This window comes from Citrifermentans bremense R1 (assembly GCF_000426865.1).
In the GTDB taxonomy this organism is placed as follows: Bacteria; Desulfobacterota; Desulfuromonadia; order Geobacterales; family Geobacteraceae; genus Geomonas; species Geomonas bremensis.
The window spans coordinates 1-16,439 of the sequence record NZ_AUGE01000024.1 but is presented as its reverse complement, the minus strand read 5'-3'; the positions used below and the strand labels follow the sequence as shown (position 1 = coordinate 16,439).

The window sequence follows — 16,439 nt, the reverse complement described above, 5'->3', positions numbered from 1 at the left end:
GTTCACACCTTTTCGGCAACAACACACAAGTTGGGGCCGGTACTGCATCTCGGCACTCGGTATCGAGGATCTTGTGCTGCGATCGGGTTCACCACGTCAAGAAATCTGTTCATGTAATACTTCACAGATCGGGCCACATTATGCTTGGTCACTTTCTTGTTTTTCTGCAGCTCGAAAAGATCTATAGCCTCGCAGTAGATCACTTTGAACCCGTGGGCGCTCAATAAATCCGAAATATCTTTCTGGGTGAAACTTCTTACATGCTGTATTTTATGAAATTCATGGTCACAGAATGGACAATAGACATGGCTTGCCGACAACTCCTCGTTCGCTGGCGTAGTGAAAAAAGCAATACCATGTGGCTTGAGAAGTCGATGTATTTCATTCAGGGTCGCAGGGAGCATATCATCTAGTAAATGCTCCAGAGTTTCCATGCAGGTAACAAGATCAAAGAAGTTTTGATCGTAGCTGATTGGCAAACTGGATGAAGAGACTGCTCCGCTCCAATTGGGGTGGGTAGAAAACTTTGAATTCACCCGGTCCACAGTGCCGTTGGAAAAATCAAAGCCATAGCATTTGTTGCCGACCGCCAGGAAACGCTCCAACAAAAACCCCGGACCGCAACCGAAGTCGAGAACGGTCCACTGCTTTGAAAACGCACTACCCCTGCGCAACAAGTTCAACAGGGCATCGCCGACCTGGAATGAGAAATATTCAGAGTCCACCTGTGGCTTCTGTCCGTGGTAATTCCAGAACCGCCTTATACTATCAAGCGTCCAATCAGTCTCAGTTGGAACCGACTTCTCTTTCATCTTTGCTTCCTCTTAAAGTTGATACCTACCAAAACCTCGGGTATATCAATGCCCTGGTTAACATGGCACCAGTCCTGCGCAGCGGCTTATAAAGAAAACAGGCTCCGTGGCCGGCGATCCAGTATGAGATCAAAGAGGCCGCTGCTGCCCCGACCCCGCCATATTTCGGCACGAGCACATAGTTCAAAACTATATTCACAAATGCCCCCACTGATACCATCAGCAGAAGAACTCGGGTCCAATTCATTGCCATCAGAAAAGCATTTCTGGCCACAGCGAGGTTGGCAAAAAGATCGCTCCAGATCAGCAATACCAGCATAGGAGCAGCCGAGGCATACGCTTCGCCGTAAAAAAGAAAGACAACGATACCTGCCAGAAATGTAGTAGGAATGGCAACGGCATACCCCAGGAAGGCAAGCAAGTTATAAAGTTTCTGCAGCCTTCCGTAAAATTCCGCTTTATCGTTTTCCTTTGCCTTGACGATGTTGGGGAAAACGGAAGAGACAATGGCTGTCGGTATGAAGAACCATATCTCTGCGATCTTTACGGCCGATGCGTAAACCCCGACTTCATGCGCATCAGCCATCTGCCCAAGCATGATCTGGTCGATGCGAAGATAAACCATGAACACGATCCCTGAAAGGACCAGAGGCCAGCTGGCTGCCAATAAGTTGCGAGCGCGATCGAGCGTTATTCGCCAACTGTCGAGGCGCTGGCTATTGGCCCGGTAAACATAGACAAGCCCTACGGCTCCAAGACCGATTTCGGCAGCGTTTGCCGCCGCGAAAGTCCACAACGGAGCTTTTAGCAATACCAGGGCAAGTCGCAGTGCAGAAACGAGTATGAACGCCGCATTCTTCGCGTAGACCACGTATCTGGACAGAACTTTTGACTGGAACCACAAATCGATGGTGTCAAAGGCCCCGAACACCAATACCGATCCCATTATTCCGACAAGCATCTGAGTGAGATGGTCGGTCGGACGAAGCAGGAATACGGTCACCATAGTGAGAAGGTAAGCAAAAAGACCAGCAGCCAAGCGCAGCGTGAAGACCGTACCGAGAATTTCCTGTTCTCTCTCCGGGGACCGCACCACCTCGCGGATGACAACACCTTCCAGACCCAGAATCGCTATCGCCGAAAATACGGCAACCAAAGACGCAGCATAACTCAGCAACCCATATTGTGCGGGACCGAGATAGCGGGCGATCCAGATGCCGACGAAGAGCCCCACCCCCATGCGGAGCAGGCGGTCACCAAAGAGCCAGCCGGTGTTGTTGAGTACTTTCTGAAGTTCCTGCCTTCCCTCGACCCGCTTTTTGAGGAACGCAGGAAGATAGCTGACCCATCCCTGATTCATCGGTTCCTTTCTCTGCTCTGCCTGCCGCTATTTGAATTCCGGATCATCTTCCTTCACGCGGTACACCCCACGATGCGCCTCAGTGTCCGCGCGATGCTCGGACAAGTCAGCTGCCACGGCATCAAGCTTCGTGCTGAGTCGTTCATCCAGTTCATTGATCCGCTTGCTAAGGCTGTCATTGACGGCCCCGATCATGAACGTGTTTTGCTCGATCTTTTCGTTCAGGTCCTCGAACTTGGTGTCCATCTTCTTGTCCAGCGCAGCGTGACCTTCAAGAACCAAGTTGAACTTGCTGTTGATGTCCTCAAGCAATATTTCCAAGTGCTCTTTTTCCATTTAACACTCCGGTGCATGAAGTTACTTCTGTCCCGCCTGGTAAATTCGCCCGGGGTCGACTCCCACCCTGAGGAGTTCCTCGCGCAGGGCCTCGCCGCGCTTAAAGGAGGTGATGACGATGTTGTGGTTGCCTGACAAAAGGCCTATCGCCGGGGTCACCACGGCCCGGTCGAAGAACTTTGCGCCGGCTTTGTCGGTATCCATGGCCATCACCATTTCCATCCCCGCTTCTTTGAGGGAGAGGTAGGCGATCTCGGCAACCTCGTCTATGCCGCAAAAGGCGACGCTTTTTACACCCTGGGCTGCCATCTCATTGAAGAGCTTCAGGTAGTCCTGGCGCGCCACGGTGTAGAGCCCCGAGAAGTAGCTCAGGTGCTGGTAGGCAAGGCGGCTTTTTTCGGCGAAACCTTTGGGGGTGAGGAGATAGGCGTAGCGGTTCTTGGGGAAGTTGTTGACCCGGATGAAGCCCTTGGCGACCAGGTTCTTGAGGTAGGAGTTGACCAGGCCGAGGGCGATGCCGAGACGTTTGGCTAGTTCGCGCTGGGAGAGTTGCTGGTCGCCGGAGATCTCCGAGAGGAGGAGGAAAGAGCGATAAGTATCTAAAACCTTTTCATCGTCACCGTTCATGGGCTGAACAGTAGTATAAAATGAGGCAGTTTTCAATCAAAAACTAAACCATTGGCAAGGAGAACATCTGAGAACTTCTGAGAAAAAGCAAAGACGGAGAGAGGCTTAAAGCGTGAAAGTTTCTCTCCTGTTTCAGGTTTGTCAGATGTCCTCAGATTTTCTCCTTGTTAATGGTTTTGCCTTTGTTAAGGGTTTTGTAGATCTCCACGAGTTCCTTCCCCCTCGCCTGCCACGAATGGAGGGCGTTTGCGCGCTGACGCCCTTCTTCTCCCAGCACTTCCCTCAATTCCCGATCGCCGGCCAGCCGACCTATGGCCCCGGCCAGGTCTGCCGCATCGCCGAACTTGGCGTACAACGCGGCGTCTCCCAATATCTCGCGGTTGACAGGGGTGTCGAAGACGACAGTGGGAAGCCCGCAGGCGATGTAGTTGAAGAGCTTCCCGTTCGCCTCGGTAAGCGAAACCTTGGGCGAGACTGCCAGATCTCCAGCACTAAGATAAAGTGGCGCTTCGCTGTACGGAACCCTCCCGGTGAAGGTGATGATGTCGTCGATACCCATCTCCTCGGCCTTCTCGCGGTAAGCTCCTTCGGGAAATCCCATGATCAGGTAATGCAGCTTCGCCCCCTGTCCCTTCAGGTTCGCAGCGGCCTGCAGGAGCAGGTCGACCCCCTGATAGCTGTTCATCAGCCCCAGATAGACGACGACGGGACGCTTCTGGGGAAGGCCCAGCCGCGCGCGGATCTCTTCTTTGGGCTGCGGGGCGAAGACGCCGGTGTCGACGCCGTCGATTAGGGCGCGGACCCGGTCCTTCGGTACGCCGTCGAACAGGAGCAGTTCCACAGTGGGGGTGGCGCTGGTGATGATGTAGTCGGAGCTGCGGTTGATCCAACGCTCCAGCGTGGCGAAGAAGCGCTGCAGCAGAGAGCCGGGCTTTACGAAGCCGTGGTCGGTGATCTCGGCGGTGAGGCTTCCCTGGCAGTCGAAGAGCATGGGGACGCGGATCAGCATCTTGAGGAAGGCGCCTAAGAAGGCGCCTTCGTGGAGGTGGGCATGTATCAGGTGCGGCTTGAACTGGCGCGCCACCTTGATGGCCTTGAAGAGAAGCTGCAGATCGAGGAAGGGCTTGACCCAGGAGGGGCCTGCCTCTAGCTTTTTGTACCAGGAGAACCCGGCGATCCTCTCGGTGGGGATGCCGGGGACGTCGCTTCCGATGTGGTAGGTAACCAGGCGCAGCTCGACGCCGCAGGCTATGGCTGCTCTCGCCTCCTCAAGGATGCGGACGTGGCAGCCGCGGTCGGCGAAGAATGGGGTCGGCGCCAGCACCAGTACGCGCAAAGGATCCTCAGCCAAAGTTGAGCTTTTCCTTTATGTTGTAGATCGGCTTACCCTGCGCCTCGTAGTAGGTCCTGGCGGAGAGTTCGGCCAAAAGCCCTAGGACGATGAACTGCACCCCCATGAAGAGGAGGAACGCGGTCAGGATGAGGAGCGGGTTGCGGTTCATGCTCATGCCGTCGAAGAATTTCATGTAGACGGTGACCGCACCGCTCAGGAACCCGGCGGCGAGGGTGTAGATCCCCCAGCGGCCGAAGAGCTGGATCGGTTTGGTCGAGTAGCTCAACAGGAATTTCACCGTCATCAGGTCGAGGATGACCTTCATGGTGCGGGAGATGCCGTACTTGCTCTTGCCGTGCAACCTTTCGTGGTGACGCACCGGCATCTCGGTGACCCGGGCGCCGACCTGGTGCGCCAGCGCTGGGACGAAGCGGTGCATCTCCCCGTAAAGGTTGACGTCGTCCAGCACGTCGCGACGGTAGGCCTTCAGGGTGCAGCCGTAGTCGTGCAGATGCACGCCGGTCATCCTGGAGATCATGCCGTTGGCAAGAATGGAAGGAAGCTTCCTGTTCACGAAGGTGTCTTTGCGGTCCTTGCGCCACCCGGATACCACGTCGTACCCCTCGTCGATCCGCGCCAAAAGCAGCGGGATGTCGAGCGGGTCGTTCTGGAGGTCACCGTCCATGGGAACTACCACGCGCCCGGAGGCGCAGTCGAAGCCGGCGGCCATGGCGGCGGTCTGCCCGAAATTGCGGCGCAGGCGTATCACCTTGACCCGGTCGTCCTTCGCGGCCAGGCGCTTTAGCCCGGAATAGGAGTTGTCCGAAGAGCCGTCGTCGACAAGGATCAGCTCGTACTCGATCGGGGTGTCGCCCAGCGCCTCGGTGACCCTGTCGTGCAGGATGGGGATGTTGTCTTCCTCGTTGTAAATGGGGACTACGATGCTGAGATCCACAGGTTTCTCCCAAAGAAAATCCGTTCAACGTTCTGCGTTCAACGTTAAATTAACATGCCTCGCTATTCGCGAATCCCTTCACACGCCTGATTTCTACTTCCCAATGGGTCTGCTTCCCACCCCGGTAACGAGGGCGCGCAAGACCGCGCAATACTCCGGCGCCATAGACTAGGTGCAGCGTCGGAAAGACCAGCAACAGCCTCGGCAAAAGGGCTAGGTCCCGCCCTGCAATACTCCCGGCAACGGAGGCAGCCGCAACAACCGCCAGGTAGCAAAGAAGCGGCAGCAAAAATATGCCCCCGGCGAGAAACGGGAGCAACAGGATGTAGATCAGAAACAGCGACGGCACGAGGGAGACCGGCTTCAGCTTTCCCGATATCAGGGTCTGCTCGCCGCGCCCCCGGCCGTAGCCGTACATCTGCCTCACATAGGCGCGATAGCTCTTGCGCTGGCTGCGCACGATGGCCAGCTCGGGGTCGTGCACCAGCAGGTGCCCTTCCCGCTGCAGCCGGTCCATCAGCTCGTTCTCCTCGTTGGGATAGAGCCGCTCGTCCAGCCCCTCATGGGTCAGGAAGATATCGCGCCTGAAGCTCAAATTGCAGAGGATGAGTTCGCCGTCGTTGCTGTATCGGGCGCTGCCGCTCTTGCGGTAGCGGGTGCGGACCCCGCCCCCGCCGACGGGCGAGGTGAAGGCGATCCCTATCGCCCTTTGCAGGGGGGAATCGGTGGCGGGGGTAAGAGAAGGCCCGCCCACCGCCGCGACCTTCGGCTCCCGGTAGTGTGACGCCGCGCGCTCGAGAAACCCCGGATCAACCAGGGAGTCGTCGTCCAGGAAGTAAAGAATCTCCCCCTTGGCGTCGCGGGCGGCGGCATTCCTCTGCACGCTGGGCTGACGGCCGTAGGCGACCAGCACCTCGAACAGCTCCTCCGGGTAGGTCGTCTGGCTCAGGCCGGAGAGGGCGCACACCTCGCCCTCCGGCTTCACCGGTATGATGATGGAAAACTTGGGGAGCGCCGCAGGGCCAGGCCGCAAGGCCTGCTGAAACTCTCCCCCAGGTAAAGGAACGTCGGGAGGGGGGCTACTGGACAACGGGTTTCACCCTGTCGTAGCGAAGCGTCCTGTGGCAGCCGACGAAGCAGCCGCCGCCGGTCTCGGTCGCCTGGAATCTGATGGGAATTTCCCAGCTGCCGAAGCCGTAGGCTTTCGAAGAGATGAGGCTGTCCTGGACCACACTCCCCCGGACCAGACCCTTGTGGCAGCTGCAGGTAACTTCGGCCCGGGCGGCATCCGGTAGAAGGGTGGCCCCAAGAACGAACGGAGTCAGAGCTGCTACCGGATGTGCCCAGAGGGAGTGTCGCATGGCCTCAGTTTGCCTTTTTCTTATTTGCCGTAGCTGTGCAGACCCGAAAGGAACAGGTTGACGCCCAGGTAGCAGAAGATGGTTGCGGCAAAACCGACGACGGAGAGGATGGCGGCGCGACGGCCGACCCAGCCGCGCGTGATGCGGGCGTGCAGGAAGGCTGCGTATACGAACCATACGATGAGGGACCAGGTCTCCTTCGGGTCCCAGCTCCAGTAGGTGCCCCAGGCGTAGTTGGCCCAGGCGGCGCCGGTGACGATACCGAGGGTCAAAAGCGGGAAGCCGATCATGATCGCCTTGTAGTTCAGGTCGTCCAGGATCTTGATGGAAGGGAACATGGAAAGGAGCCCGCCGGCCTGGGCGTTGCCGCCCCCCTGCTCCAACTGCTCGCGGATCAGGAACATGATCGAGATGCCGCAGGCGACCGCGAAGGCGGCATAGCCTAAGAAGCAGGTGATGACGTGGTACATGAGCCAGTTGCTCTGCAGCGCGGGGACCAGCGGCTCGATGTTGCTGTCCAGGCTCAACTGGGCCCAGGCCATGCCGAACAGCGCAAAAGGCATGACGAAGAAGCCGATGGCGCGGTACTTGTACTTGAAGTCGATGAACAGGAAGATCATGACGATGGTCCAGGAGAAAAAGACCACCGACTCGAACAGGTTGGACAAAGGCGCGTGGCCGTGCCCCATGTCGTAGGATTCTTTCCAACGCAGGCCGATGGCCGCGCCCTGTACCAGGAACCCGAAGAGGGCCGCGTAGGTGCCGAGCGCCCCGATGGTCTTGTTGCGCGAGGCGAGGAACGCGAAGAATATGCAGGTTGAAACCATATAGACGATCATGGTGACGTTGAACAGCGAGGAACTGGACATCGGTATTTACCCTCCGGTCAGCATTCTGTTAGCGCGGTAATAGGGGGCTTTCCCCCTTGGACTATAACTTGTTGAGTTTTTCCACCAGTTCGTCGAAGGCGATCTCGAAGCCGGTGGGGTTCTTGCTGGCGGAACCGCCCAGCGTGACGCCTTTATCGGTAACGCGGGCCCAGACCCTCTTGTGGGACATGAAGAACGCCATGCAGATACCTACCACCATCAGGAAGCAGCCGAACCAGACCACCCAGACGCCGGGGTCCTTGGCGACCTGCAGGCCGGTGAAGAACTTCTGGTCCATGCCGTCGAAGGTCAGAATCAGGTCGCCGCCGTGCTGCGCGTTGAACGACTCGTACTTGTCGGAGAGGATGACGAACGGCTGCGGGTTCCCGCCTGCCGGCGTGTACTCGACCTGGGCGCCGGGACCGTCGAAGCCCCTCATGAAGGGACGCACGTCCATGGTCGCTTCCATGACGGAGACAAAGGCGCCACCGGGCAGTGCCAATCTCTCGCCCTGGCGCGCCTTCAGCTTCACCGGCTGGCCGCCGTTGCGGTTGCGCACCGAGATGTAGTAGGCAACCCCCTCGTCGGACTGGCCGTAGCTGGACTGGTAGAAGGTGATCCCTTTGTAGGTGAGCGGATCGTTGACGATGATGGGAATGTGCTGCAGGCCCGCGACAGGCTGCCCCTTGTCGGACACGCTCAGGATGCTCTTGAACTCCTTGGGAGCGCCGGTGTCGTAGAAGCTGACCGAGAACTTCTCGCAACGCACGTCGAAGCCGAGATCGATAACCTTGCCGCTGTTGGTCTGCACCTGCGACACGGACCCGCCTTCCGGGATGTTGACGTAGGCCTTGTATCCGAAGAAGGAGCCGATCAGCGCTCCGATGAAGACGATGATGATGGAGAGATGCACCACATAGACGCCAAGCCGGCACCACGGGTGCTTCTGGGCGAAGAGGTGGTATTCGCCTCCCTGCTCGGTTATCACCGGCTCGGCGAATTCGGCTTTGAGGAAGGAGGCCATCCGGTCCTTCAGTTCCTCCTTCGAACCTTTGAGCTTGAACTCTTTCACATTGGAGAGGCTCTTCTCGAAGTTGTCGTCCATCACCTTGACCGGTTCGGAGACGACCTTCCAGACGCGCGGCAGCCTTTTGATGGAGCAGCAGATCAGGTTCAGCGTGAGGAGGTACAGAAGCAGGATGAACCACCAGGAGTGGTACATGTCAAAAAAGCCGAGGGAACTGTACAGCTTGATCTTAGTTTCGCTTAAAGTGGCGAGATACTCGCGTTGAGGTCCCTGCTGTATCACCGTACCGATGATCGAGACCAGTGCCAAGCCAATCAGCAGGAAAATTGAAAGTTTCAAGGAACAGAAAAAATCCCACACCTCTTGTGCAAATCCACGTTTGTTCGTTGTCAAGGCCGTCTCCCAGAAAGGTGATCGTACAGCTTGGATTAAGTCAGGCGTGCCATTATAGTCAAATTGTCGATAAGAGCAAAATAAAAATCACGAATACAATACCGACCACAAAAAAAGGGGCGACAGGATATCCTGTCGCCCCCAAATTCAGCAATTGTCCTCTTAGAGGAGCATTACTTCTTGTGGCAATCGCCGCACTTGGTCGGGCCGCCCTTGGCTGCGTGGCACTCTTTGCACGCTTTGCCGTGAGCCGCTTCCTTGTTGATAGCGATCTTGGCCGGTGCGCCATCGCCGTGACAGACCTTGCACTCGTTTTTGCCCTGGTGAGCCTTGTGGTTGAAGGTTACGTTACCGTTTTTGGCGGGGTAGACGACGCTGTCTGCGGCCATTGCGGAAACAGCAAATGCGAGAGTCAGAGCTACTGCAGCGACAATCTTTTTCATTAGTATTCCTCCAGATTTTAAAATATTTAACGGGCCGAAAATATACAACCGAAGCCGTCATGTCAAGCAAAATCAACCATAATGCCCGTATCAGCCCCGCCTCGTTGCCTGAAGTGCCTGGTCCTTCTGCTCCACCTCTTCGGCCATTTTAATCTTGTAGGCGGCGAGTTTATTGCGCAGTTCCGGCGTGCCCAAGGAGAGGATCTGCACGGCGAAGAGACCGGCGTTTTTGGCGCCTGCCTTGCCGATGGCCATGGTGCCGACCGGTATGCCGCCCGGCATCTGGACCATGGCGTAGAGGGCGTCGACGCCGTTGAGCGCGCCGCCGGCCATGGGGACGCCGATGACCGGGAGGGTGGTTTCCGCAGCGACGACGCCGGCCAGGTGTGCGGCCACGCCGGCTGCGGCGATGATCACCTGGATGCCGCGTCCGGCCGCCTCAGAGGCGAGCTTGGCGGTCTTCACCGGTGAGCGGTGCGCCGAAGCGACGTGGATTTCGTAGGGGACGCCGAACTCGGTGAAGACTTTGGCCGTCTCCTCCATGGTGGAGAGATCGGAATCGCTTCCCATCAGGATCAGTACGGTCGGTTTGTTCATTTTTCAAGTCTCCCAAAAAAAGTCAAAACCATTGGCAAGGAGAAAATCTGAGAAAGTCTGAGATAAAAAAATCTGAGAGAAGCTAAAAACTGCTTATACCAATTACCTGAAGTCCTTATGGCCTGATGTTTCGAAGGTTTTGCCTCTACCCAGAAAGTTTTTGACTCCCTCAGAAGTTCTCCGTGCCAATGGTTTTGAGGTTTGAGGTTTTTTTTCTTTTAGCGGTTCATCGCCTTCGCGCCGATGTCCTTCCTGTAATGCACGCCCGGCCAGGTGATTTGTTTCACTCCGCTGTAGGCGCGCTCGATGGCTTCCTTCACGGTCCCCCCGAGAGCGGTCACTCCCAGGACGCGGCCGCCGCTGGTGACGACACCTTCGCCGGCAGCCTTGGTGCCGGCATGGAACACGACCAGGTCCTCGATCTTCCCGGCTGCGTCGAGCCCGCCGATGACGTCCCCCTTGCGGTAATCGGCCGGGTACCCCTCCGCCGCCATGACCACGCAGACCGCCGCCTTGTCGTGCCACTCTATCTCTACCCCCTCCAGGCTTCCGGAGGCTACGGCCATGAGAATGGGGACGATGTCGGACTTCATCCGCATGAGCAGCGGCTGGCATTCGGGGTCGCCGAAGCGGGCGTTGAACTCAAGCGTCTTCACCGAACCGCCGTCGATCATGAGCCCGGCGTACAGTACGCCGCGGTAGGTGCGCCCCTCGGCCTTCATCCCGTCCACAGTGCGGCGCATCACCTCGGCCATTGCCTTGTCGTGGATGGCGGGAGTGACCACCGGCGCCGGGGAGTATGCTCCCATCCCGCCGGTATTGGGCCCCTGGTCGCCGTCGAAGACCGCCTTGTGGTCCTGTGCGCTCGCCAGCGGGATGATCCTTTCGCCGTCGGTGAAGGCCAAGAAGGAGGCCTCCTCCCCTTTCAGGAACTCCTCGATGACCACGCGGGAGCCTGCCGCGCCGAAGGCGTTGCCGGAAAGCATGTCGGTCACGGCGGCTACCGCCTCGTCGCGCGTCTGGGCGATGATGACCCCTTTGCCTGCGGCAAGGCCGTCCGCCTTGATGACGATGGGAATCCCGGTCTGGTCGATGAAGGAGACAGCGGGCTCCACCTCGGTGAAGACCCCGTAGGCCGCGGTGGGGACGTTGTACTTATGCATCAGGTCCTTCGAGAACGCCTTGCTCGCCTCGATGATGGCGGCGTTTTTCCTGGCGCCGAAGGCCTTGAGGCCGTTCTCTTCGAACAGGTCGACGAGCCCCATGGAAAGCGGGAGTTCCGGACCTACCACGGTGAGTGCGACCCCTTCCTTTTTGGCGAAGTCGAGGAGCCCCTGGAGGTTGTCCACCGCTATGTCCACGTTTTGCGCCAGGGTGGCCGTGCCCGGGTTTCCCGGCGCGCAGAACACCTGGCTTACCAGCGGGGACTGGGCGATCTTCCAGACCAGCGCATGCTCGCGCCCTCCGCTACCTACAACTAAAACCTTCATATCAAACCCCTTTTAGAACCAATTGACAATCAGAAAATCAGAACCAATTGACAATTGACAATTGACGATGATCCAGAACAACTGTCGCACTACACTACTAGCTGTTGCGGATCGTACGAAATTGACAATGGACAAAAGCAACAAAGCGTTGTCATTTGCCCATTGTCAATGATTGGTGTTACGAAAACCTTAAACCTGTCGGGCTGCAGCATGCTCCAGTGTGAAGTGACAATGAACAAAGGCAACAAAGCGTTGTCAATTGTCAATCGTCAATTGGTTTTTAGTGCCTGAAGTGCCTCATGCTGGTGAAGACCATGGCGATGCCGTGCTCATCTGCTGCGGCGATGACCTCGGCGTCACGCATGCTGCCACCGGGCTGGATGACGGCGGTGACACCGACGGAGGCGGCGTTGTCCAGGCCGTCCCTGAACGGGAAGAAGGCGTCGGAGGCCATGACCGCACCCTGGACCGGAATGCCGGCATGCTCGGCCTTGATGGCGGCGATGCGGGCGGAGTTGACGCGGCTCATCTGCCCAGCGCCGACGCCGACGGTGGAGTTGTCACGGCCGTAGACGATGGCGTTGGATTTGACGAACTTGGCCACGCGCCAGGTGAAGAGAAGGTCTTCCATCTCCTTGTCGGTCGGAGCCCTCTTGGTCACTACCTTCAGCTCGGTGAAGAGCTCGAGGTCGGCGTCCTGGACCAGCATGCCGCCGTTCACCCTCTTGTAATCGAAACGGGGCGCCGGATTCTCGGGCCAGAAGCCGCACTCCATGAGGCGGACGTTCTTCTTGGCGGCGACGATTTCGCTGGCGGCCTCGGTCACCTTGGGGGCGATGATCACTTCGACGAACTGGCGCTCGACGATGGCGCGGGCGGTGGACTCGTCCAACTCGCGGTTGAAGGCGATGATGCCGCCGAAGGAGGACTCGGGGTCGGTCTTGTACGCCTTGTCATAGGCTTCCATGATGTTCGCGCCGAGCGCGACGCCGCAAGGGTTCGCGTGCTTCACGATGACGCAGGCCGGCTCGGTGAACTGCTTCACGCACTCGAGCGCCGCGTCGGTGTCGCCGATGTTGTTGTAGGAGAGTTCCTTCCCCTGGATCTGGCGCGCGGTGGAGATGGAGGCCTCCTTGGACCCCTTCTCGACGTAGAAGGCGCCGGACTGGTGCGGGTTCTCGCCGTAGCGCATCCCCTGGGCCAGCTTGTACTGCATGGTGAGGGTGTCCGGGAAGGGCGCCACACCCTCGCCGGTGCGGGCACCGAGCCAGTTGGAGATGGCGCCGTCGTAGGCTGCGGTGTGCTGATACACCTTCACGGCCAGACGGAAATTGGTCTCGCGCGACACGCTGCCGCCGGAGTTTTTCATCTCGTCCAGGACCACTGCGTAATCGGCGTGGTCAACGACGACGGTGACGTCGCGGTTGTTCTTGGCTGCGGAGCGGAGCATGGTCGGGCCGCCGATATCGATGTTCTCGATGGCGTCCTCCATGGTGCAGTCCTCTTTTGCGACGGTCGCCTCGAACGGGTAGAGGTTTACTACCACCATGTCGATGGGCTCGATGCCGTGCTCCTGCATCTTGGCTACGTGCGCCGGGTTCTCGCGCATGCCGAGGATGCCGCCGTGAACCTTCGGGTGCAGGGTCTTGACCCGGCCGTCCAGCATCTCGGGGAAACCGGTGAACTCGGAGACGTCCTTGACGGCGATTCCCGCCTCACGCAGAAGCTTGGCGGTACCGCCGGTGGAGAGGATCTCCACGCCGTAGCCTGCCAGCGCCCGGGAAAATTCCACCACACCAGTCTTCTCCGACACGCTGATCAGCGCGCGCCCAATCTTTGCCATGTTTAACTCCTTTTTTGATGTCGGTTCTAGAAACTAAAAAGCGAAAGCTCACCACAAGGGCACAGAGAAACATTTAACAGGGATAAAGGGGATAAAAGGGATAAAACCAAAAACAGCTTCTGGTTTAAACCATAAAGCCTTTGGTTTTCGCAATTATCCCCTGCATCCCCTTCATCCCTGTGTGATGCTTTTGGGTCTGCTTTCCTCAGATTTTCTCCGTGGCTAGAGGTTTTGCTTTTAAGATTTTGGAAAGTCTACGTTCGCCAGGAAGTGTTTTTCGAAGAGCGGAGTGCCGGAAAGGGGTACCACCCGGACCTTTTGCGCCAGGTCCTCCATCTGGTCCCGGCCATCCTTAAGGAGCAGCATGCGCTCCACTCCGGCCAGGGCCCCTTCCCTAATGAATCCGGTGATTCTTACCATCTTTTCGTTGAAAATTCCAACCTTTTTTAGCACCTCCGGCGACAGCACCGCGCCGAAGGAACCGGTCAGCACCACGCGGGAAAGGTCGTCCAAGGAAAGCCCAGCCTTCCCCAGCAGGATCTCCATCCCCCCCCGCAGCGCCCCCTTGGCAAGCTGCAGCGCACGGACGTCGTCCTGGTCCAGAAAGACGAGCCCCGAGGCGTCGCGGTGCAGCACGAAGGCGGGGATGCCGTTCACCTCCTGAACCCGGTTCCCCAAGTTGGAGTCGATCTCGGCGGCGGGGCGGATCCTGCCGCTAGGCTCGATGATGCCGCAATCCAGAAGCGTCGCCACCGTCTCCAGCACCCCCGACCCGCAGATGCCGCGGGGCGTTGCGCCGGCTATGGTGGTCAGGAGCAGACGATCCCGCTCGCCGCTGACGCCGCTGACTGCGCCGGGAAGTGCCGACATGCCGCAGCGCAGGTTCCCCCCTTCGAAGGCGGGTCCGGCGGCGGCGGAGGTGGCTAGGAAGCGTTCGCCGTCGAAAAGCGCGATCTCCGCGTTGGTCCCCATGTCGAGGTAGAGCGTCCCCCGCGCCGGTTCCTCGGCAAGCCCGAAGAGGAAGGCGACCAGGTCCCCTCCGACGAAGCCGCCGGGAAGCGGCAAAAGGTAAGCCGGGAGTTCACGCTTCCAGCCGAGATCGAGGGTGCTGGCGATTTTGCCGGTAGTGAAGAGCGGGCGAAACGGCGGATAGGCGAGCGAGGCCACCGGGAGGGCGAGGGCTATGTGCTCCATGGCGGGGTTTCCCGCCAGCGCCACCTGGGCAAGTTCGGCGGGTGCGGCGCCGGCGAGTGCCAGGAGTTCGTCGACCATGCGCTCCATCTCGACCGCGAGAACTCCCTGCATGGCGCGCAGCTTTTCGCTGTCCGCCGCGGCGGTAAGGCGGGTGAGAACGTCCGTGCCGAAAGCGCGCTGCGGGTTGAGCGCTCCGGCTAGCGCCAGGCGCTCCCCGGTGGCAGGATCGACCAGGGACGCGGCGATGGTGGTGGTGCCCAAGTCGAAAGCTGCGGCGAGCCTTCTAGATGAAGACAATTGGGGTTCCTCCGGCGGACTCGACCTCGCCGATGCAGGCGGCGAAAAGCCCTTCCTTCCCGGCGCGGGAGAGGAAAGTGCGGGCGTCGTCGGGGGCGAAGGTGATCAACAGCCCACCCGAGGTCTGGGGGTCGAAGAGCGGCAGCAGGGGATCACCGCTGTTTCCGGAGACGTGCGGTTCGTAGTGCTGGCGGTTGCGGTAGCAGCCGGCGGGGACGAGGCCGTCGTTGATCAGCGCCGGGACCCCCGGGATGACCGGCACCCGCGCCAGTTCGATCTTGAAGCTGACCTTGGCACCCAGAGCCATCTCGCAGGCGTGTCCGATGAAGCCGAAACCGGTCACGTCGGTCGCTGCCGTGGCGCGGCAGGCGACCATGAGATCCGCTGCCTTGGCGTTCAAGGTGGTCATCCAGCGGGTTGCCACCGCTTCCACTTCCGGTTCGATCATCTCCGCCTTGATGGCCGTCGAGATGATGCCGGTTCCCAGCGGCTTGGTGATGACGATGAGGTCCCCTGGGCGGGCGGTGCAGTTTCTGACCACGCGCGCCGGGTCGATGAGGCCGGTCACCGCGAGCCCGAACTTGAGCTCGTTGTCATCCACCGTGTGTCCGCCGACGAGGCAGGTCCCCGCCTCCTTGAGCGCGGCCGAGCCCCCGGCCAGGATCGCGGCCAACACCGAGGTGGGGAGCGAGCAGGCCGGGAAGAAGGCGAGGTTCATCGCCGTCACCGGTCTCCCCCCCATGGCGTACACGTCCGAGAGGGCGTTGGCCGCGGCGATGCGGCCGAAGGTGAAGGGATCGTCCACCAGCGGGGTGATGATGTCCGTCGTTTCCACCAGGGCGAGGTCCTCCCCGATCCGGTAGATGCCGGCGTCCTCCGCCCCTTCCACCCCCACGATGAGGTTGGGGTCGTCCGAGCGCGTTATGTCGTGAATGGCTTCTTCCAGGCCCGCCGGGCCCAGTTTGGCAGCTCAACCCGCCGCCTGCACCATCGTGGTGAGCCGTACTTTGTCAGTCATAAAACCCCTCAATAAAACCTGAGAAACCTGAAACCATTAACAAGGAGAACATCTGAGGACATCTGAGTAAAAACTGAACCTTGAGAGAATCTAAAACGATCAGCCACAGAGAAAATCTGAGAGAATCAAAACGTTTTGGGGGTGAACCTTAAAAGCTTTAAGTCTTTAGGGGGTAAACCAGTAGTGTCCGGTTAAGAAATTGCACGTCTGAGCGCGCTCTTTAAAAATCGAATAAAAAGCAGTGTTGTGGCATTTTTCTCTTGACAAGGAGAGGGAAAAACGCGCGGCGCATATTCATAACTAACTGATATTGCGGAGTTATGAATATGCCACAACATTGCTTGCCTTGTGCCAGGCATACGGCACCCTTTTCTTTCATGCGTCTGTTCAAGCCTGCCCTTGATGAGGTATCTTCAGTCACCCCAGTACAATCAAGGAGCAACAGACCCATGACCTTTACCTTTGAACATCACCTGAAAGCGTT

16 protein-coding genes are annotated in these 16,439 nt (G+C 58.7%); all 16 read right to left on the bottom strand.

Annotated elements, in window-relative coordinates; genetic code table 11:
- Positions 1 to 2: 2 nt before the first annotated feature.
- Positions 3 to 812: a class I SAM-dependent methyltransferase gene (locus K419_RS22805; RefSeq protein WP_051293039.1), complete on the bottom strand. Its 810-nt coding sequence runs from the start codon at positions 810 to 812 to the stop codon at positions 3 to 5.
- Positions 813 to 837: 25 nt separating this feature from the next.
- A complete protein-coding gene (locus K419_RS0114015; protein ID WP_026842151.1) occupies positions 838 to 2,172 on the bottom strand; it encodes a flippase in 1,335 nt (444 codons plus the stop codon).
- 27 nt (positions 2,173 to 2,199) lie between these two features.
- Positions 2,200 to 2,508, bottom strand: coding sequence for a hypothetical protein (locus tag K419_RS0114010; protein WP_026842150.1), 309 nt, complete (start codon positions 2,506 to 2,508; stop codon positions 2,200 to 2,202).
- Between the two features lie 21 nt (positions 2,509 to 2,529).
- Entirely contained in the window at positions 2,530 to 3,135 is a 606-nt protein-coding gene (locus tag K419_RS0114005) for a winged helix-turn-helix transcriptional regulator (RefSeq protein WP_026842149.1), read from the bottom strand.
- A 151-nt stretch (positions 3,136 to 3,286) separates the two neighbouring features.
- Positions 3,287 to 4,486 carry a glycosyltransferase family 4 protein gene (locus K419_RS0114000; RefSeq protein ID WP_026842148.1) on the bottom strand — a complete coding sequence of 400 codons (1,200 nt, stop codon included), beginning with the start codon at positions 4,484 to 4,486 and terminating at the stop codon, positions 3,287 to 3,289.
- The gene (locus tag K419_RS0113995; protein WP_026842147.1) at positions 4,479 to 5,423 is read right to left on the bottom strand and encodes a glycosyltransferase family 2 protein; all 945 of its coding nucleotides are present in this window, start codon (positions 5,421 to 5,423) and stop codon (positions 4,479 to 4,481) included. The genes K419_RS0114000 and K419_RS0113995 overlap by 8 nt, the downstream gene beginning before the upstream one ends.
- A 49-nt stretch (positions 5,424 to 5,472) precedes the next feature.
- A complete protein-coding gene (locus K419_RS0113990; RefSeq protein WP_026842146.1) occupies positions 5,473 to 6,456 on the bottom strand; it encodes a glycosyltransferase family 2 protein in 984 nt (327 codons plus the stop codon).
- A gap of 46 nt (positions 6,457 to 6,502) precedes the next feature.
- Entirely contained in the window at positions 6,503 to 6,784 is a 282-nt protein-coding gene (locus K419_RS23850; protein ID WP_198013115.1) for a hypothetical protein, read from the bottom strand.
- A 20-nt stretch (positions 6,785 to 6,804) separates the two neighbouring features.
- Complete coding sequence (ccsB, locus tag K419_RS0113980) at positions 6,805 to 7,653, bottom strand: c-type cytochrome biogenesis protein CcsB (RefSeq protein ID WP_026842145.1); 849 nt, start codon at positions 7,651 to 7,653, stop codon at positions 6,805 to 6,807.
- Between the two features lie 61 nt (positions 7,654 to 7,714).
- The gene (gene resB / locus K419_RS0113975; protein WP_026842144.1) at positions 7,715 to 9,073 is read right to left on the bottom strand and encodes a cytochrome c biogenesis protein ResB; all 1,359 of its coding nucleotides are present in this window, start codon (positions 9,071 to 9,073) and stop codon (positions 7,715 to 7,717) included.
- A 173-nt stretch (positions 9,074 to 9,246) separates the two neighbouring features.
- A complete protein-coding gene (locus K419_RS0113970; protein WP_026842143.1) occupies positions 9,247 to 9,516 on the bottom strand; it encodes a cytochrome c3 family protein in 270 nt (89 codons plus the stop codon).
- A 90-nt stretch (positions 9,517 to 9,606) separates the two neighbouring features.
- Positions 9,607 to 10,113, bottom strand: a complete 507-nt coding sequence (gene purE, locus K419_RS0113965) for a 5-(carboxyamino)imidazole ribonucleotide mutase (RefSeq protein WP_026842142.1) — start codon at positions 10,111 to 10,113, stop codon at positions 9,607 to 9,609.
- A gap of 218 nt (positions 10,114 to 10,331) precedes the next feature.
- Positions 10,332 to 11,603 carry a phosphoribosylamine--glycine ligase gene (purD, locus tag K419_RS0113960; RefSeq protein ID WP_026842141.1) on the bottom strand — a complete coding sequence of 424 codons (1,272 nt, stop codon included), beginning with the start codon at positions 11,601 to 11,603 and terminating at the stop codon, positions 10,332 to 10,334.
- Between the two features lie 280 nt (positions 11,604 to 11,883).
- Positions 11,884 to 13,446, bottom strand: a complete 1,563-nt coding sequence (purH, locus tag K419_RS0113955; RefSeq protein ID WP_026842140.1) for a bifunctional phosphoribosylaminoimidazolecarboxamide formyltransferase/IMP cyclohydrolase — start codon at positions 13,444 to 13,446, stop codon at positions 11,884 to 11,886.
- A 237-nt stretch (positions 13,447 to 13,683) separates the two neighbouring features.
- Positions 13,684 to 14,937, bottom strand: coding sequence for an ASKHA domain-containing protein (locus tag K419_RS0113950; RefSeq protein WP_026842139.1), 1,254 nt, complete (start codon positions 14,935 to 14,937; stop codon positions 13,684 to 13,686).
- A complete protein-coding gene (gene selD / locus K419_RS22080) occupies positions 14,924 to 15,955 on the bottom strand; it encodes a selenide, water dikinase SelD (RefSeq protein ID WP_084154237.1) in 1,032 nt (343 codons plus the stop codon). The genes K419_RS0113950 and selD overlap by 14 nt, the downstream gene beginning before the upstream one ends.
- Between the last annotated feature and the right edge of the window lie 484 nt (positions 15,956 to 16,439).

Bases quoted from the DNA above. Each gene is read 5' to 3' on its own strand.
- K419_RS22805 (WP_051293039.1), bottom strand. From the start codon at position 812: ATGAAAGAGAAGTCGGTTCCAACTGAGACTGATTGGACGCTTGATAGT.
- K419_RS0114005 (WP_026842149.1), bottom strand. From the start codon at position 3,135: ATGAACGGTGACGATGAAAAGGTTTTAGATACTTATCGCTCTTTCCTC.
- K419_RS23850 (WP_198013115.1), bottom strand. From the start codon at position 6,784: ATGCGACACTCCCTCTGGGCACATCCGGTAGCAGCTCTGACTCCGTTC.
- K419_RS0113970 (WP_026842143.1), bottom strand. From the start codon at position 9,516: ATGAAAAAGATTGTCGCTGCAGTAGCTCTGACTCTCGCATTTGCTGTT.
- purE (WP_026842142.1), bottom strand. From the start codon at position 10,113: ATGAACAAACCGACCGTACTGATCCTGATGGGAAGCGATTCCGATCTC.
- ccsB (WP_026842145.1), bottom strand. From the start codon at position 7,653: ATGTCCAGTTCCTCGCTGTTCAACGTCACCATGATCGTCTATATGGTT.
- K419_RS0114010 (WP_026842150.1), bottom strand. From the start codon at position 2,508: ATGGAAAAAGAGCACTTGGAAATATTGCTTGAGGACATCAACAGCAAG.
- purD (WP_026842141.1), bottom strand. From the start codon at position 11,603: ATGAAGGTTTTAGTTGTAGGTAGCGGAGGGCGCGAGCATGCGCTGGTC.
- purH (WP_026842140.1), bottom strand. From the start codon at position 13,446: ATGGCAAAGATTGGGCGCGCGCTGATCAGCGTGTCGGAGAAGACTGGT.
- K419_RS0114015 (WP_026842151.1), bottom strand. From the start codon at position 2,172: ATGAATCAGGGATGGGTCAGCTATCTTCCTGCGTTCCTCAAAAAGCGG.